Here is a 17,207-nt window from a genome sequence, read left to right on the forward strand (position 1 = left end):
TGTATTGTTATTCAGTTAAAAACAATTATTAACTTTATTTAACATATATATTTTACCTTAAATTGTTGTTAGGATAAAAAAAAGTGGTATATTTGCAATCGCAAAAGAGAATAAAACATTCCTCCTTAGCTCAGTTGGTTAGAGCATCTGACTGTTAATCAGAGGGTCACTGGTTCAAGTCCAGTAGGGGGAGCAAAGAAAATCAAGCACTTACAGAAATGTAGGTGCTTTTTTTATTTATCGACTGAAACATAACTGAAACATTTGATACATTTGCATTATGGTAAAAGAAGGTAACTTACATAACCCCTTAAATTTTTTTATTTCTATTACTAAGGAAGGAGTTTTCAAAAATCTTTTGCTGGAGACTCTTGAATATAATAGAATTCCTTATTCCTTTGTGAACTCTACCACTTTGCGAATTACTTATGAAGAGGACGGCATATGGGAAGAAGAAGACGTTCACATCAGTTTTTTTGTAGAGAATAAACTGAATAACGAACTTACAAAAAGTAGAGATTTCATTCAGACTTATACGTTAGAAAACTCCACTGAAAAAGCAATTAAATATTTAAAAATTCAGTTTTCTTTTATTCAACTTATAATCAATAATAGAGCCCCTTTCCTTGTTGAGTATCCTTACATCTTTAATTTTTTTAAGAAGTTGGCAGGCTATATAGTATTTTTGCTAAAAAGTTTGGATGTAACAGATATTCAATTAGATTACAGAGAGTTGAAGAAACTTTATGAGCAAAATAATCGTGCTACTACAACGCAGAAAAAAGACAAAGATTTAATTATGTCGGTTTCCACATCACGCTATTTCAAATCCTGAAATTCGGGTTTCTCACCAGATTAAAGGCAGAACTCCAGAAGCTATTCATAAAAGTGTTAAAGAGCTACTAGACCACGAAAAGACCATTTATTATGAAAGAATGGCTTTTATCGTTAAAATTCCTGCAATTAAAGAGATGATAGGTGGTAATGAACTCACTTTGACGATAGGTGGGGTAAGAAGTTATAATTTGGAAAATCTTTACAGCAGGAAATCTTTAGAAAAGTTCAAGTTTTTTATTGGTTTTCAGAATAAAGTGTGCTGCAATATGTGTGTTTCTACAGATGGATTTTTGGAAGATTTACGGGTTTCTAATGCTCAGGATTTACAACAAAGGATTATTGAAACCCTCCAAAATTACAATGCAGTTCAGCATTTAGAAGCAATGCAAGAATTTGAAAATTATCATCTTACGGAACATCAGTTTGCTCAACTCATAGGAAGGACAAGATTATATCAACATTTGCCGAAAACTGAAAAGCAAGACATTCCATCATTAAACTTTAATGATAGTCACATCAATACTATAGTTAAAGATTATTATGAAGATGATAATTTTTGCAGAAATGAAGATGGCTCCATTAGTTTATGGAAGGTGTATAATCTTTTTACTCAGGCGAATAAAAGTAGTTATATCGACACTTTTTTAGACAGAACACTCAATGCTTTTGATTTTTCAAAAACGTTGCAATCGGCACTAAATGGTGATAAGTACCATTGGTTTTTGAGTTAGTTAAATTCCCCTGCCAAGTAAGGTAGGGGGATTTTTTATTTCATTTGTAAAAATGAATAGGTATTTATTGATTATTATTTGACAAAAAAGTCATTCTTTCAATTTTTTAATTTCTTTATCAAAATCAGAGATTATTTTTTGGGTTTTGTTAAACTCCTCATATTCTGCAATAGCTTTTCTGTCGGCTTGAACTTTGGAAATTTTACCCTTTCCTTCCAAAATTTTATATTCATTAAAGCTCAAAAACCTATTTACACTCTCGGCTAATTGCTCCATCGTAAATGTGTTTTTCCTTTCTATAAGTCCTTCAATATAATCAAAGTAGCCTGTAACAGTTCTTTCTAATTGCTGAATTTCTTTTTCTTGAAGATAATTTTTAGCAATAACTACATCTTGTTTTAAAATCCTACCGTCAGGAGCATTTTTCCAAGTACTTAACCCCATATTCTCTTTGGTCTTATCTGCTTGAGAATATATAATCTCTGGGGCTGTTTTCCCTGTAATGGCGTAGTGAAATTTATTCTGAACCATTGCATAAAAATTCTTCGTGATTTCGGAATTGGAGTCGTAATCAATACTACATTCTGCAAAAATATCCGTAACTTGTTGATAAATCCTTCTTTCACTGGCTCTTATGGAACGAATTCTTTGTAAAAGCTCTCTAAAGTAATCTTTGCCGAAAACCTTTTGTCCTTGTTTTAATCTTTCATTATCTAAAACAAAGCCTTTAACAATATATTCTTTCAAAGTGTTGGTTGCCCATATCCTAAATTGTGTAGCTTTTGATGAATTAACCCTATAACCTACAGATATTATGGCATCTAGGTTATAAAATTTGGTATTGTACTTTTTTCCGTCATTTGCAGTATGTTCCAAAATGGAACTAACTGAATTTTCCTCTAGTTCTCCACTTTCGAAGATGTTATTCAAATGTTTGGTAATAGCGGGTCTTTGCACTCCAAAAAGTTCTGCAATAGCTTTTTGTGTAAGCCATAAAGTTTCATTCTGAAGCAAAACATCTAATCTGACATCTCCATTAGGGGTGGTATAAAGGATTATATTTTGGGTATTTTCCATATTGTAAACAAATTTTTCTCTCTTAAGACACAAAAGTATAAAATTCTTAAAAAAAATTAATTTTTGCTCAATAAACGTAAGTTCATTCCAACTTATAAGTGCCAATATTCACGATGGTAAAGCGGCAGATTTTCTGATGAGAACTTTGGTATATTTATTCATTCCTTTAAAGATTATCCTTGCCAATGGAGGTTATAGGGAGAGAGATTATCGAACAAGTGAAGAATAAATTTGGTTATATCATTGAGGTAGTTATGAGAAATGATCAAAAGAAAAAGGATTTTCATCCCATTTCTAAAAGATGGGTGATAGAACGCACTTTTGCTTGGCTAGACAATGATCGAAGATTATGTAGAAATTATGAATTACTGCTAGAAAACTCAGAAAATATGGTCAAATTATCTGCTATAAAAATTTTACTCAATAAAATTTAAACAGGCTTTAAATAATATAAACTAGCAAGTTGAATTACAAAGAAAAAGTTTTATGAAACACATTCCATAAAACTTCTGCTCAAGCCTCTGGTAGCCTATATCTCAAAAACTTTTACCAACTATTTTTAAGTATTATGCTTTAAAAAGAGATGTTATTAAAAAACAAAAAAGTTTGAAACTATATAATTTCAAACTTTTTATTGTTAATTTTTTTGTTGTTCTTAGAAAGTTGCTGCCAAATCTTTTTTGTATTTAGCAAGTAAAGCCCGTGTTAAACCAAGGTTTGCTTTTGTTGAATCTACCGCTAAATAAATAAAGTACGTTCCGTTAGCAGCAATGTCAATGATGTGAATTTGATCTGTCAAAGTAATCAAAATATCTTCAATTTTTTCTTTTGGAGCTAGTCCTAAAGCACTAAGAGCATTCAATTTAGCTTTTACTACTTCTAAGTTATAAGCTGAAGCTAAATTAGGGTCAAAACTAGGTACAACAGTATCAGAAACATAAGAAACACCTGATCTTACCTCTGTGACAGACACTGCTATAAATCCAGGAACGTTATTTTTCATATCCTGAACGAATTTGTCTAATACATTTGTCATTTTTTTATAATTTTATTATTGATTTAAAACTCTTTGTATAAAACATTTAAAATCAACTATATTTTAAGATAATAGAGATTTATTGATGTATGATGAAAATCCCATCACTACTTTGAATCACTTCTACATTTGGTATAACTAGATCAAGTAATACACTCAACAAAGAACTTTATATTAAGTTGAGGCATCGAGCGGATTCGAACCGCTGTACAAGGTTTTGCAGACCTCTGCCTAGCCACTCGGCCACGATGCCCTATTTGTGTAAGTCAGATTGCAAATTTACTACTTTTATTCACAAATACAAACTCTTTTTTGTTTTATTTTGACCGCAACCGAAGCCACATCGCCACCTATGGGTGGATTAACTTTAGCAATACCAATGCTTACCTGCTGAACCTGTGGAAGTTCATCAAAAATTCGCTTCAATGCCCGATAGGCTACGTGTTCCAACAATTTAGAACGTTTGTGCATTTCTTCACTAATAATTCTATTTAAATGAACATAATCAACCGTATCGGATAACTCATCAGAATCTATGGCTTTTTTCAAATCAGCCTTGATTTTCAGATTAACTAAATAATCACTACCTATTATTTTTTCTTCATCTAAACAACCGTGATTACTAAAAATACGAATGTTTTTCAAGTGAATTTTACCCAGCATATTATCTATCAGTACATCTACAGTTACTAATTCCTTGAAATAAATCAAGCCCTAAGGTGATTACGTGAGTTCCTGTGTTATATGTTGCTATCTCATTTAAAGTTAGTTGATAAGAATACGCAAAATAGAACATATTTCGCTTCAAGCCCACCATCGGACCGATATTCAAGGGTCTCAAAATCTGGTCATTCAAAAAACGATAATTAACCCCAGCCCAATAGTAATCTTGCATATCTAACCATCTGAATTTTAGGTTCACATCCGTTGATGAACGTCCATCACTTTCATAATGCTGATAAAATAATGAGGGTTCTATTTCGAAATCACTAGTGCGATATCTCTTATAACGATACCCCGTGTAAACACTGTAATTACGCAATGCCTTGGGCTCGCTTACTGCAAAAATATCAATATCCTTATTGAGCAAATTGGCTACAGTCAAATTAGCAAACCAACCCTTATAACGATACAACACTCCTACGTCAAAATTATGATTGATTGTAGAGCGATTGTTGGTTACGGAAGGGTCATAAATACGATCGAATTTGTCAGTATCAATTCGGAAGGAATTGAGTGCATACGAAATTCCGAAAGAAAGGAAGTGATTATCGTAACGGTCTAATGTTAAGTGGTGTGCAAAACTGACTTTACCCCCCATTTGTTTGGTGTGACCATTTTTGTCATTGTATAGCACCAAGCCCAAACCGCTACGTTCACCGATTCGAACATCTCCAGAAAGCGACTGATAATCAGGAGCATCTTTGATTCCAACCCATTGGGTTACTCCACTGAAGCGCAATTTAACAAAGTCTCCAATCCCCGCGTAAGTTGATGCAATCAAAAACTCGCTATCTGCCAGATATTGATTCATCTGAGGAAGATGCAATTCCTGTGAGCATATTTTTCCAGAAAAAAGCATCATAAAAGTTAATAGAGCTATTCTTTTCATTTGATTTACTGTTAGTATAAAACAATAGTTGAAATCCGAAGATCTGCTTTGTTGGGGCTAAGGTATGAATTTTCTGTTGAAAATAAAGCGCTTTTTTCTAATTTCGTAAGGTGTTAATAATAAATTATCTATTCTTTAACATAACCCAAAGAAATTCTAATAGGGCAAGTTGTTCAAATTGGTAATAAAAATGTTTTTCTCAGTAGCAAAATAGATAGATGCTATATATTTGAGTTTGGAAGATAATAAAAACGCTATCGTTAATAATTTGTTATTTTGAAAATTAGGATAAGCCCACCAGATTATTTTTTTAGCGCATCTTGAGGTATATATCCTTGTGATATAACTACTTTTTTTGCAAAATGAAACGTGTGAAACAGAAAACCCGTGATTTGCCAAGCAAATCACGGGTTTTCACGTCTTTTTATTATGGGTTTAGTTTCTTAAAACTTGTATCCTATTTTTAAACCAGCATTAGGCTCAATTGCCCAAAACTTTTTACTGTTATTAATTTCGGATCCAAAATTACGTGCAATATTAACAAACGGTGCTACGATGAAAGTATCGTTGTAATTCCACTGATAGCCAAGACCTACCCCTAAAATAAAACTATTGAGTTTGATTTCAGTAACATTTGCTCCTTCGGTTTCTTTATACTTACCAAAACGCTGTTTAATAAACGGATTGATGTAAGGTCCTGAGAGATTTTCAGGATCAAAGTAGTAGTTATATCCTAATTTGATACTGGTAGCAGAGAATTTTTTATCGCTATTTTTAGGAAAGTACGAAAAACGATCATTGAAAAACATTTCCAACTCAACCGACTGATTCATACCTACATAATGTTCATATCCCACTTCAATAGAAGCAATGGCTATAGCATTGGCGATGTTTAAATTTATTTGATGTTTTGGGTAATCTTGAGAAAATGCCTTAACAGATAAAAGCATAAAACACGCAATCATTATTTTTTTCATATTATAAAATTTTAAATTTACATACCGCAAAAATAGTCTTTTATTTCATTAAATCTAATCATATATTTTAATTTTATAATTTTGTTGTGAAAATCTTGATTTTGAAGCTATGATGCATTTCATTGAGAAATACCGTATTGAAAGTGTTGTTTTTATAGAGAACTTAGGTATTGATAATGGTTGGGCTGTTACGTTACAATCGGCTTTTACCTTTCTGGCAATGTGTATTTTTGGTTGGATGGTTGACCGACTAGCTACGCAAATAATGCGTAAATATATTCCTAAAATTGTAGGACGTACCGCTACCGATTGGGATGATATTTTCGTGAAAAACAAGGTCTTTGCCAATATGGCACATTTCTTCCCTGGTGTGGTGATGCTTCTCTTTGGCGAACTCATTGCCTCTGACGGGCTGCGATGGGTAATAGAAACTCTTATCGGTACCTATTTTATTATTGTTTCGTTATTGTTTTTCAATGCACTACTAAATGCTATTGACGAATTGTATGGTCACGTAAAAGGTGAGGGGGCATCCTTAAAAATTTACATTCAATTGGCAAAAGTGATTGTTTTTTCGTTAGGAGGTATTGCCGTTATTTCCATTTTTGCAAATAAAAACTTTTTAGACATCCTTGCTGGATTGGGAGCTATGATAACCATTCTTCTGATTGTTTATAAAGATATGATTATGGGGTTTGTAGCAGGAATACAACTTTCAGCAAATAAAATGGTTTATGTGGGAGATTGGATTGTTTTACCTAAAGACGGCGCTGACGGAACGGTTATTGATATTGGCTTGACTACGGTTAAAATCCAAAATTGGGACAGAACCATAACCACTATACCTACTTACAAGCTCACTTCCGAGTCTTTTACCAATTGGCGAGGAATGCAACTTTCAGGCGGACGAAGAATCAAACGTCACGTGAGTATTGATATTGAATCCATTCACTTCCTGTCAGAAGCTGAAATACAAACTTTTAGAAAGATACGATTGCTTACCGAGTATATTGACGAAAAACTCCAAGTAATTTCAGCGGTAAATGCCAATGAAACAGAACACGTAAACCAACGCAGACTGACCAATATTGGTACCTTCCGAAAATATGTTGAAAATTACTTGCGAGAATCAGGATATGCTAATTTAGATATGACTTTTATTGTCAGACAATTACAATCTACAGAAAAAGGTGTATCCATTGAAATATATATGTTCTGTAAGGTAAAAGAATGGGCAGTTTACGAGCAAATACAAGCCGATATTTTCGACCATATTTTTGCCATTATCCCCACCTTTAACCTCCGATTATTCCAAGAACCTTCTGGGCACAACTTCTCAAGCAAATGGTTTGGAGAAGAATAGTTAATGCTCTCCAAAAACAAATTCTTTTACTTTAACAACCACTTTTTTAATGGTTTGAGATTTAGTTTCTGCTATAAATTGAGGCTGATGAATGTCTTGAGGAAAAAGCACTGCCATATTTTTGGGAGTTAGGTGTAAATCAATAACGGGTGGATTTACTGCTTTATAGAGTTGACAATCTTTCTCAGCATTGTAAGGGGTGGTTACAATTACATCTTTTCTGCCAAATAATTTGATACGTTCTTCCCCAGCCAAAACCACGTGAATGTCCACTTCCTTTTGGTGTGATTCAATTATAGTAGGTATTTCCTTGGTTTGATAAGTCATTACCCGTATTTGATACTGCTCACAAGCAAAGTAAATCCCATCTGGAGTTTGTGCGTCTAACGTTTTTAAATTATTGAAAATTTCTCTGAAAATGGGGTTTTTAAAGTATAATTCCCAGTGGTTTATAGCATCGTATATCATAACATTTTATTTTGCTTTAGCGAAGTTACGAATTTTTTTCAATTTGAGTCTACAATTTTTAGTCAGAAGGGGGGATAAAAACCCTATAAAATAGAGAAGCCACCTGAAAAAAGGTGGCGTCCATAAGCAAAAACTATAAGAAACTATTTTTAAAATTTCCAAGTCATAAAGCTGTTTTTCAACACTTCATTGATATAGCTTCCCTCTATTAAATAAATAAATATGATGTACGGAATGTATATCAAAAGTGGAAGCACCACCGCGTGTCGGAAACTTTTAAGTTCATCACGCATATGCATAAAATCCCACGCAATATAGTAAGCTTTAACTATGGTAAGGATAATGAAAATCCAATTTAAAAGCTTCATAGAAAGCACTTTAGTTTCTAAAAATTCTGGGCGATAAATACCCAAAAGCACCTCAATTGCCGTAACTATAGACAGCAAAATAAGCACGCCCCATATTTTTTGTTCGTTGGATTTGAACTTAATAGCTCCACGAAATATCTCTAATTTATGTTCTGTATGTGCCATAATCAATAATATTTTTTTAAACCAAATAGAAGAAAGTGAATACGAAAACCCAAACCAAATCCACGAAATGCCAGTAAAGTCCTGTTTTTTCTACCATTTCGTAGCTCTTACGACGCTCATAGGTACCTAAGAGTACGTTTAAGAAAATAATGATATTCAACACTACTCCTGAAAAAACGTGGAATCCGTGGAATCCAGTAATAAAGAAAAAGAAATCTCCGAATAAGCGATGACCATACTCATTTCGGATAAGGTTTGCTCCCTCAACCACATACCTTGCATTTTCAATTTGCTGTAATGATTCAGCTCTGGAAAGCACCGTTTTATGCCCTTTTTCGTTTAACTTTTCGGTACGAATTACCACATTTTCATTGGCTTTAAATGACGCCACTACATCTGCCAAAGCATAGGTAGGCAATGCTTTTTCTTTCATAAACCAAATCCCTTTATTAGCTTTTTGCTGCTGACGCACTACCTGTGAAGATTTTACAAAATCAGCCAAAGCAATTTGCTTATTGGTTTTAGCATCAACGAATTGTAAAATATTTCCAGCTTTTGTTTCCACTGCTCCAAATTCTCCTTTAATAAAAGTAGCCCATTCCCAAGCTTGAGAGCCTAAAAAGATTATCCCACCAATAATGGTCAGTAACAGATAAGTAGCTACTTTTTTCTGATTCATACGATGCCCCGCATCAACAGCCAATACCATTGTTACCGAAGAGGCGATAAGCACAAAGGTCATAAATGCCACAAAAATCATTGGCTGAGGGTCACCGTGATAAAATGGAATGTGTGTAAAAACCTCATCGGCGATAGGCCAAATATCAATAAATTTAAAACGAATGAGCCCGTAAGCGGCTAAAAATCCGGAAAAAGTAAGGGCATCGGAAACGATGAAAAACCATATCATCATTTTCCCATAACTCACCCCAAAGGGTTGAGCATCACCTCCGCCCCAACGCGATTGTTTTTTTTCTGGTTTTGCAATTGCTGCTTCCATAGTTAGTGAATGTCAGTTTTAAAAATTAGTGTTTGTTTAAGTTTTATCGGTAAAAGTAAAAAAATATTATTAAGTACAGCCACAAAAGGTCAAGAAAATTCCAAAAAGTAAGCCCTAGGTCAATTCCTAGCGTGTTTTCGGGAGTGTATTTTCGCTTTGTATGTTTGTATATGAGTGTCAAAACCACTAATAACCCTGCTATTACGTGAACAATATGCAAGAAGGCAATGATGTAAATGTACGATACGGTAACGTTACTTTCACTACCAGTGAAATAATATCCTTGTGAAACAAATTCAGAAAATCCGCTGAATTGCAAAACAATAAAAGCTATTCCACAGACAAAAACGCTCCAAAGTAAAAGGGTTGCTTGTTTGTATTTTTGGTTTTTTATTGATTTTTTTGCCGTCCAAAATAAAAAACTGCTCAACAAAAGTACGACAGTACTGATGAAAAACGCCGTAGGCAATCGCAAATCACTCAACCAATCTGGGCGACTACTTCCGCTAACTACATAAGCACTGGTAAGTCCAGCAAAAGTCATTGAAAGACTAACGATACCGAACCAAAGCATCATCTTTTTGGCTCTTTTTCCTTTTTCCAATTCTGTTATATCCATAATCGAATCCATTTATCGGCTACAAAAATCACTTGAATTACGGTAATATAAATAACACTAGCAAACATAAGCTGCCTCGCCGCTATATGAGATTGTTTCTCGTACAACTTTATGGCAAACCCCAGCATCACAAATCCTGAAAGTGTAACTAATATACTTGCCCCAACAGAGAGCTTTAATGCCCCTGTAAAGCCAAAAGCAGGAAATACAGCTGCTAACATCATCCAAAGGATATACATTATTATCTGTATGACGGTGGCTTTGTCGCGTTTTTCAGTAGGCAAAAGCTTAAATCCTGCCTTCTTATAATCATCATCAAGAAGCCAACCAATAGCCCAAAAATGAGGGAACTGCCAAAAAAATTGTATCATAAATAGCGTTCCTGCCTCTATACCAAAATCATTGGTGGCAGCTACCCACCCCAGCATAAAAGGAATTGCTCCAGGGAAAGCGCCTACAAAAACCGATAAGGGCGTCCGCGTTTTCAAAGGTGTATATAAGCCCACATATAAAATGACGGACAACGCTGAAAACATAGCCGTTTTGGGGTTTACCACATAAAGCAAAGAAATTCCGGCAATAACAAAAGTAATACCGATAAACCAAGCCGTAGGCACCGAAATTCTTCCTGTGGGAATTGGGCGATTTTGCGTACGCTTCATCAGGGCGTCCAAATTTCTTTCGATAATTTGATTAAACACATTAGAAGCGCCAACCATAAAGTATCCGCCGAGCGATAAAAGAGCGATAATTCTCCACGACACTTCACCTGCCCCAAGTAAATATCCAGCAACCGAAGAGAAAACAACACTGGCAGACAACCCCGCCTTGGTGATTTGCTTAAAGTCCGAATATGTACTAGCAAAAGTAGCTGTATGTGTTACCGTTGTAGGCAATTTTCTGTTTTTTAGTTAGTGCGGACAAAGATAATCAAATAGTTTAAAAATGAAATATTTTTTATAAAGTTCGCTCAAACAAAGCAACATCAGGGTAAAAACGTTATTTTCATTTTACCAGATTTTTATAATTTTGCCCAGTTCAGCAAATTTAGTTTTCGCCAAAATACTATGCTTAATTCATACCTAGCTCGGCTACATTTCATTATTTTCTTATGGGGATTTACCGCTATTTTGGGTAAAATCATTACTTTGGAGGCTTCGGCATTGGTTTGGTATCGGATGCTTTTTACCTCATCTATACTTTTGGTTTTTGTTTTTTTCTTTCAAAAAGAGACTATTAAGATTCCTAAAAAATTGTTTTTTAAACTGTTGGGTGTGGGCTTTTTAATGGCTTTGCACTGGTTGTTTTTCTTCCAATCCATAAAAGTTTCCAATGTTTCCATTGCTTTATCGTGTATATCTACCACAACGCTATTTACCGCCATTACCGAACCAATAGTTTATAAACGAAGATTGGATTGGCTGGAAATCATCATAGGGATTGTTATTGTTTTAGGAATGATTTTGATTTTCAAGACTGAGATACAATACAAAGAAGGCATTTTTTACGGCATTTTGTGTGCTTTATTAGCCTCTATTTTTAGCGTTTTCAATGGTAAATTACACGGAAGTACCACTTCTGGAAATATCATTTTTTACGAAATATTCGGAGGTTTTTTAGCCCTTAGTGGTTATTTTGGGCTGACAGGTGAACTTTTGAACTTTACGCAAATTTCTTGGGTTGATTTTTGGTGGGTATTGCTTCTGGCGGGGCTTTTCACGGCTTATCCTATGTTTGAATCAATACGTTTAATGAAGCACATTTCACCATTTACTTTGGTGCTAGCGGTAAATTTAGAACCCATCTATGGGGTGGTTTTTGCCTATCTCATTTTTGGTGAATCGGAGCATATGAGCCCTATATTTTATATGGCTTCGGCAGTTATGCTAGCGGCTATTTTCCTTAACGGATTTATAAAATCAAGAAGAAAATGATTCTGTTTTATTGATTATAATTTTTGTTTTGTTTAAAAGCAGTATGAGATAATGACCACATTCAACCTCAATTGAAATTTTAAAATTGTAAAAACTAATAGTCGCAGTTTAAAAGGCGAAAGTTGGATTTGCTGTACTTACTATATGGAATTTAAGATTACCATCAAACTTTAAATGATGGTGTCTTCACAATTTTATTTGTCATCCAAATTATTTTAAAATACGTATTATCCAACACTTGTTGTTTTTTATTGATGCGCAAAAAATCATTACCTTTGTCAATGACAAAAAATAATAAATTATGCCTTCGGTAACATTAAAAGATTTGGCAGAGCGATTAGGCGTTTCAGTAACTACAGTTTCAAAAGCGTTAAAAAATTACCCTGATATTGGTCAAGAGACCAAAAACCAAGTGCAGCAATTGGCAAAGGAACTTAATTATAAGCCTAATGTTCACGCGGTTACTCTCCGAAGCAAAAAGTCAAAAACCTTAGGGGTTATCGTTCCTAAAATCGACCATTATTTCTTTTCACAAGTGCTAAACGGAATCATTCAAGAGGCAACTAAGCGGGGTTATTTAGTTATCACACTATGTTCTGAAGATTCGCTCGAAATGGAGAAGGAACAAGTAGGGTTGCTTATTGATAAAAGAGTCGATGGAATCTTGATGGCACTTTCACACGAGACCTTAGCCTATGAGCAAGAGCATATTATGGATATTTTAGCCAATGATATTGGCTTGGTGCTTTTTGACCGGATTTCGAGTGCTATACCGTGTTCTAAGGTACTGATTGACGACCAAAAAGCGGCATATCTGGCTGTAAAACATTTGCTTGAACAAGGAGCTCGACACATTCTCTTTTTAGGAGGAACCACCCTGCCTCTCAATTACCGAAAAAGGCTTACAGGCTATCTGAAAGCACTTTATGAGTTTGGGCTACAAGAAAATTCTGACTATATATTTCATACGGAACCACACGATATGCACCAATCGTATGAAATTACCTATCAATGTCTGAAAAAGCACTCTGAAATAGATGCCGTTTTTGCGGCTACCGATATTCTCGCTTTAGGAGCAGTCAATGCCATTAAAGATTTCGGAAAGAAAATTCCGCAGGAAATAGCCGTCATCGGGTTTAGTAATTGGTTTGTAACGCAATACATTCGCCCAAAACTATCTACCGTGGCGCAACCCAGTGCCACAATGGGGCAAAAGGCAACCTCAATGCTCATTGATGAAATTGAGAAGACCGACAAACATATTCCGTTTGAACATCAAATCATTCAACTGCCTACTCAACTAATTCTACGTGACTCCACCAAAAATACTTAAAACCAAATAGTTATAATAGCATAACCTAAAGCTACAGCAACCACTGTGGCTATAGTACCTGGTAATTGAAATGAGTGATTTAAAACGTATTTGCCAATGCGTGTAGTACCCGTACGATCAAAATTGATAGCTGCCACTACTGTCGGATAATTTGGAATGAAAAAATAGCCATTTACCGAAGGAAACATCGCTACCAGTGCCATAGGAGGAATGCCCAAAGCTATACCCAGCGGATAAAGTGTGCGTACTGTTGCCGCTTGACTGAATAGCAAAATAGACATTACAAAAAGGGCAACGGCGAACAAAAACGGGTATGCCGTAACGATATGTTCAATGTTTGTTTTGAAGAATTCCAAATTTCCGTTGAAATAGGTATCCCCCATCCAAGCAATCCCAAAAATGGCAATTACCGCCTGCATTCCAGCAATGAAAACGCTTCCTTGTGTGGCTTTACCAACATCGGCTTTGCCCAAGATAAAAATAAATCCAGCAGTAGTCATCATCACAATTTCAATAACTTCAGGCATACCTATGGTAACATTCCCTACGCTACGCAGCGCTGGAACCGAACCAAATAGTACAATGGTTAATACCCCTAAAAGAAAGACCAATACCGATATTTTGGCTCTACGAGTTTGCTTGGGTGTCATTTGTTTATCTTCTCGATTGGCTTTTAATAAGCCTTCGGCTAATCGGCGTTGGTATTCGGGATCTTTTTCTAAGGGAACACCCACAAAACTCACTGCCACAGCGCCAACAATTACACCCATCAATGTGGCTGGCATACAAACCATTAGAATATCACTTAACTCAACGCCTTTACTACCGAGCAAGTCCATACCCAAAAGAGCCGCCGTTGCTGCCGAAATAGGACTTGCCGTAATGGCTTGTTGTGAAGCAATTACCGAAATACTCATTGGGCGTTCGGGGCGGACTTTACTTTCTGTGGCTATCTCGGAAATGATAGGAAGTAGCGAATATGCTACGTGCCCTGTTCCTGAAAAAAATGTAAAAAAGTAACAAACCATAGGGGCGAGGAAGGTAATCATTGCAGGATTTTTTCGAAGAATTTTTTCAGCTACCCGTACCAGATAATCTAAACCTCCTGCTGCTTGTAATGCCGAAGCTGCGGTAATTACGGCAACAATCATCAGCATCACTTCAATAGGAGCTTTTCCAGGCTCCAACCCGAAGTAAAAAACCAGAATAGCCATTCCCATCATTCCGAAAATACCAAGCCCTATGCCTCCTACACGAGCCCCAATAAAAATAGCAAGTAACACCACCACCAATTGGTGTAAATATGTAGCCTGTGCTAACCATTCAAAACTTGATGTAATCCATTGTGTTGTAATAAGTAACATTTCCATAACACTCTATGATTTTTAGTATTGAACACCCAACGAATTTACGAAAAAAAACTGCATAATAGATAATTTTTCAAATGAAATTTAAGAAAGTTTATACGTGTATTTTTATGTTAAATATGTCACAAAAAAATGTGTATTCAACACCATTTGGAAAGATTTTGGGTTTTATTTGGTAGCTAATGATCAATCTCCTTTTGATGTGGAGCAAAAACACATCTCTTTTTATAAAAAAGGTGTCTTATCCTGAAATATCGATACAAAAAAAATCGTTATTATGGATAAATATGTAAAACGCACTCAACGCGATTACAGTATCCTAAATGCGGAATATAAGCGTTCTTTTTCCGATATAATCAAAAGAATGGGCCGTAATGCCTAAATCACATTGAAGCATCGTGTCGCCGTTGAGCATCCCCGCAGGAATAATCGGCACGTTCCCCTTGATAGTAGCCGCACTCAGTGGAGTTTTGGTGCGTTTGCTCTTGCCCGAAAAAGGAGATTCTGTATTGGTGAATACCACTGCTGAGGCGTTTTTTGAGGAATTGCTAAATGCTGGAGTGGAAATTTACCGCTATCAGAAAGGGTTTGTCCACGCCAAAACTTTTGTCATTGACGGGCAATGGGCATCGGTGGGTACGGCAAATTTAGAAGCGAGAAGTTTCGATTTGAATTTTGAAGTGTCGGCTTTGGTGTTTGACCGAGCCATCGCTACAGAACTGCGTACTGATTTTTACCGTGATGTAGTCTCTTCCCAAAAACTCTCTTGTGAACACTGGTTGCAACGCCCTAATTACAAACAGTTTATAGAGAAAATCTTCGATTGTTTTCGCCTTTTATGTAAAATTGACAGCAACAATAACATATTCAACAAATTATATATTCCTTCAATTTTAAAGGGATTGGTTGATACTGTCAATATAGGCTAATACTTCTTCTTTTCCCATTCGGTTGGAAGATGAAGTAACGAAGTAAGTGGGCATTTCTTCCCAAAAATCAAGCATTTTTTCGTGGTAGGTAGCTACGTTGCGCTTGATGGCTTCGGGTTTGAGTTTATCGGCTTTGGTAAAGATGATAGCAAACGGTATTTGATTTTCCCCCAACCACTGCATAAAATCAACATCAATGGTTTGGGGTTCGTGCCGAATATCCACCAAAACAAAAGCCAATATCAGTTGCTTTCTTTTTTCAAAATACTGGGTAATAAACTTTTGAAATACCTTTTTAGTACTCTTTGAAACTCGGGCATACCCATAACCAGGCAAATCCACCAAAAACCAATTGTTATTGATTTTGAAATGATTGATAAGTTGTGTTTTCCCAGGTTTTCCCGAAGTTTTTGCCAAATTTTTATTATTGGTAAGCATATTGATTAACGAAGATTTACCTACGTTGGAACGCCCTATAAAGGCGTACTCGGGGAGTATTTCTTTAGGGCATTTGCTTACATCGCTATTACTGATGATGAATTCGGCTTTGGTAATAATCATAAATACGAGAAACAAAGTATAGGTTAAAAATTACGTTTCTCCAGCCAATTATTCAAGATTTGGTTAAACTCTTCGGGGTGTTCCATCATTGGGGCGTGTCCACATTTGTCTATCCAAAACAACTCCGAATCAGGTAGTAATTGGTTGAATTCTACGGCAACTCTTGGAGGAGTAACGTTGTCATTTTTGCCCCAAATCAAGCAAGTAGGGGTAGGCATTTTGGGTAAATCTTTAGCCATATTGTGGCGTATAGCACTTTTAGCAATAGCTAAAGTTTTTATTAGTTTTGTACGATTGTTTACGGTTTCAAAAACTTCATTAACAATTTCTTCGGTAGCTACATTGGGGTCGTAAAACACTTCTTGACTTTTCTTTTTAATAAATTCGTAGTCGCCGCGTTTGGGATACCCATCACCCATTGCGCTTTCATAAAGCCCTGAACTTCCGGTAAGTATGAGTGCTTTCACCGATTCTGGGAAAAGTTTTGTGTATAGCAAACCAACATGTCCTCCGAGTGAATTACCTAAAAGAATCACTTTTTCGTATCCTTTGTGTTTTACGAATTTATGTATGAATTTTGCCAAATTTTTTACCGTTGTTCGTAGTAGTGGCATCGTGTACAAAGGCAATTCAGGAACCACCACTTTATAATTACGTTCCGAAAAGAAAGAAACTACACCTTCAAAGTTGCTGAGCCCTCCCATCAGCCCGTGTAGAATGATAATTGGAGTGCCTTCTCCTTTCTCAAGATATGAAAATTTACCTTCTTGCTTCAGTGCTGTCGTCATTTAATATTAGTGCATTTGCTTTTGAACAACAAATATAGTATA

18 protein-coding genes, 2 tRNA genes and 2 pseudogenes are annotated in these 17,207 nt (G+C 35.5%); 8 read left to right on the top strand and 14 right to left on the bottom strand.

From position 1 onward, the window contains the following. Positions 1-119 precede the first annotated feature (119 nt). The 3 genes and pseudogenes from CGC47_RS07430 to CGC47_RS07440 all read left to right on the top strand — a co-directional run. Positions 120-193, top strand: a tRNA-Asn gene (locus CGC47_RS07430). 87 nt (positions 194-280) lie between these two features. Beyond that, positions 281-835: a hypothetical protein gene (locus CGC47_RS07435; protein ID WP_042000140.1), complete on the top strand. Its 555-nt coding sequence runs from the start codon at positions 281-283 to the stop codon at positions 833-835. Further along, positions 807-1,568, top strand: a pseudogene (locus CGC47_RS07440) (DUF3871 family protein); the annotation flags it as partial. The gene CGC47_RS07435 and the pseudogene CGC47_RS07440, both read left to right, overlap by 29 nt. Positions 1,569-1,658: 90 nt before the next feature. On the opposite strand, the gene CGC47_RS07445 reads toward CGC47_RS07440, so the two are convergent. Then, positions 1,659-2,645: a virulence RhuM family protein gene (locus tag CGC47_RS07445; RefSeq protein ID WP_095900195.1), complete on the bottom strand. Its 987-nt coding sequence runs from the start codon at positions 2,643-2,645 to the stop codon at positions 1,659-1,661. Positions 2,646-2,830: 185 nt separating this feature from the next. On the opposite strand from CGC47_RS07445, the gene CGC47_RS07450 reads away from it, so the two are divergent. Next, positions 2,831-3,079, top strand: a complete 249-nt coding sequence (locus CGC47_RS07450) for a transposase (protein WP_231552286.1) — start codon at positions 2,831-2,833, stop codon at positions 3,077-3,079. A 221-nt stretch (positions 3,080-3,300) separates the two neighbouring features. Here CGC47_RS07450 and CGC47_RS07455 read toward each other — a convergent pair whose 3' ends face one another. The 5 genes from CGC47_RS07455 to CGC47_RS07475 form a co-directional block, all read right to left on the bottom strand. After that, positions 3,301-3,681: a hypothetical protein gene (locus tag CGC47_RS07455; RefSeq protein ID WP_013996206.1), complete on the bottom strand. Its 381-nt coding sequence runs from the start codon at positions 3,679-3,681 to the stop codon at positions 3,301-3,303. A 182-nt stretch (positions 3,682-3,863) separates the two neighbouring features. After that, positions 3,864-3,934: transfer RNA gene (locus CGC47_RS07460), tRNA-Cys, on the bottom strand. A 35-nt stretch (positions 3,935-3,969) separates the two neighbouring features. After that, positions 3,970-4,344, bottom strand: coding sequence for a dihydroneopterin aldolase (gene folB / locus CGC47_RS07465; RefSeq protein WP_370444598.1), 375 nt, complete (start codon positions 4,342-4,344; stop codon positions 3,970-3,972). Between the two features lies 1 nt (position 4,345). After that, positions 4,346-5,293, bottom strand: a complete 948-nt coding sequence (locus tag CGC47_RS07470) for a PorP/SprF family type IX secretion system membrane protein (RefSeq protein ID WP_013996208.1) — start codon at positions 5,291-5,293, stop codon at positions 4,346-4,348. A 443-nt stretch (positions 5,294-5,736) separates the two neighbouring features. After that, entirely contained in the window at positions 5,737-6,270 is a 534-nt protein-coding gene (locus tag CGC47_RS07475) for a porin family protein (RefSeq protein ID WP_013996210.1), read from the bottom strand. 109 nt (positions 6,271-6,379) lie between these two features. Here CGC47_RS07475 and CGC47_RS07480 point away from each other — a divergent pair, with 109 nt between their 5' ends. Continuing rightward, the gene (locus CGC47_RS07480; protein WP_042000135.1) at positions 6,380-7,633 is read left to right on the top strand and encodes a mechanosensitive ion channel family protein; all 1,254 of its coding nucleotides are present in this window, start codon (positions 6,380-6,382) and stop codon (positions 7,631-7,633) included. On the opposite strand, the gene CGC47_RS07485 is transcribed toward CGC47_RS07480, so the two are convergent. The 5 genes from CGC47_RS07485 to cyoE all read right to left on the bottom strand — a co-directional run bounded on the left by CGC47_RS07485 (position 7,634) and on the right by cyoE (position 11,149). After that, entirely contained in the window at positions 7,634-8,101 is a 468-nt protein-coding gene (locus CGC47_RS07485) for a YhcH/YjgK/YiaL family protein (protein WP_042000133.1), read from the bottom strand. 149 nt (positions 8,102-8,250) lie between these two features. Further along, positions 8,251-8,634 (bottom strand): cytochrome C oxidase subunit IV family protein, encoded by a 384-nt coding sequence (locus tag CGC47_RS07490; protein WP_013996213.1) that lies wholly within the window; start codon positions 8,632-8,634, stop codon positions 8,251-8,253. 16 nt (positions 8,635-8,650) lie between these two features. Beyond that, positions 8,651-9,634 (bottom strand): cytochrome c oxidase subunit 3, encoded by a 984-nt coding sequence (locus CGC47_RS07495; RefSeq protein ID WP_013996214.1) that lies wholly within the window; start codon positions 9,632-9,634, stop codon positions 8,651-8,653. 43 nt (positions 9,635-9,677) lie between these two features. Next, on the bottom strand, positions 9,678-10,253 hold the full coding sequence (locus CGC47_RS07500) for a cytochrome c oxidase subunit 3 (protein ID WP_044729396.1): 576 nt from the start codon (positions 10,251-10,253) through the stop codon (positions 9,678-9,680). Then, entirely contained in the window at positions 10,244-11,149 is a 906-nt protein-coding gene (gene cyoE / locus CGC47_RS07505) for a heme o synthase (RefSeq protein ID WP_042000131.1), read from the bottom strand. Before cyoE ends, CGC47_RS07500 begins: the two co-directional genes overlap by 10 nt. Positions 11,150-11,320: 171 nt before the next feature. Between cyoE and CGC47_RS07510 the strand changes: the two genes are divergently transcribed. Both CGC47_RS07510 and CGC47_RS07515 read left to right on the top strand, forming a co-directional pair. Next, positions 11,321-12,187, top strand: a complete 867-nt coding sequence (locus CGC47_RS07510; RefSeq protein WP_095900196.1) for a DMT family transporter — start codon at positions 11,321-11,323, stop codon at positions 12,185-12,187. A gap of 301 nt (positions 12,188-12,488) precedes the next feature. Continuing rightward, entirely contained in the window at positions 12,489-13,520 is a 1,032-nt protein-coding gene (locus tag CGC47_RS07515) for a LacI family DNA-binding transcriptional regulator (RefSeq protein ID WP_013996218.1), read from the top strand. Here the strand turns inward: CGC47_RS07515 and CGC47_RS07520 are convergent. After that, entirely contained in the window at positions 13,517-14,890 is a 1,374-nt protein-coding gene (locus CGC47_RS07520; protein WP_370444581.1) for an anaerobic C4-dicarboxylate transporter family protein, read from the bottom strand. The genes CGC47_RS07515 and CGC47_RS07520 overlap by 4 nt on opposite strands. Positions 14,891-15,330: 440 nt before the next feature. On the opposite strand from CGC47_RS07520, the pseudogene CGC47_RS07525 reads away from it, so the two are divergent. Continuing rightward, positions 15,331-15,731 (top strand): annotated as a pseudogene (locus CGC47_RS07525) (phospholipase D-like domain-containing protein); the annotation flags it as partial. Positions 15,732-15,780: 49 nt separating this feature from the next. Here the strand turns inward: CGC47_RS07525 and yihA are convergent. Both yihA and CGC47_RS07535 read right to left on the bottom strand, forming a co-directional pair. Then, entirely contained in the window at positions 15,781-16,374 is a 594-nt protein-coding gene (gene yihA, locus CGC47_RS07530) for a ribosome biogenesis GTP-binding protein YihA/YsxC (protein ID WP_042000147.1), read from the bottom strand. A 26-nt stretch (positions 16,375-16,400) separates the two neighbouring features. Beyond that, positions 16,401-17,165: an alpha/beta fold hydrolase gene (locus CGC47_RS07535; protein ID WP_041985620.1), complete on the bottom strand. Its 765-nt coding sequence runs from the start codon at positions 17,163-17,165 to the stop codon at positions 16,401-16,403. Positions 17,166-17,207: the final 42 nt, after the last annotated feature.

This window comes from Capnocytophaga canimorsus, assembly GCF_002302565.1.
Taxonomy (GTDB): Bacteria; Bacteroidota; Bacteroidia; order Flavobacteriales; family Flavobacteriaceae; genus Capnocytophaga; species Capnocytophaga canimorsus.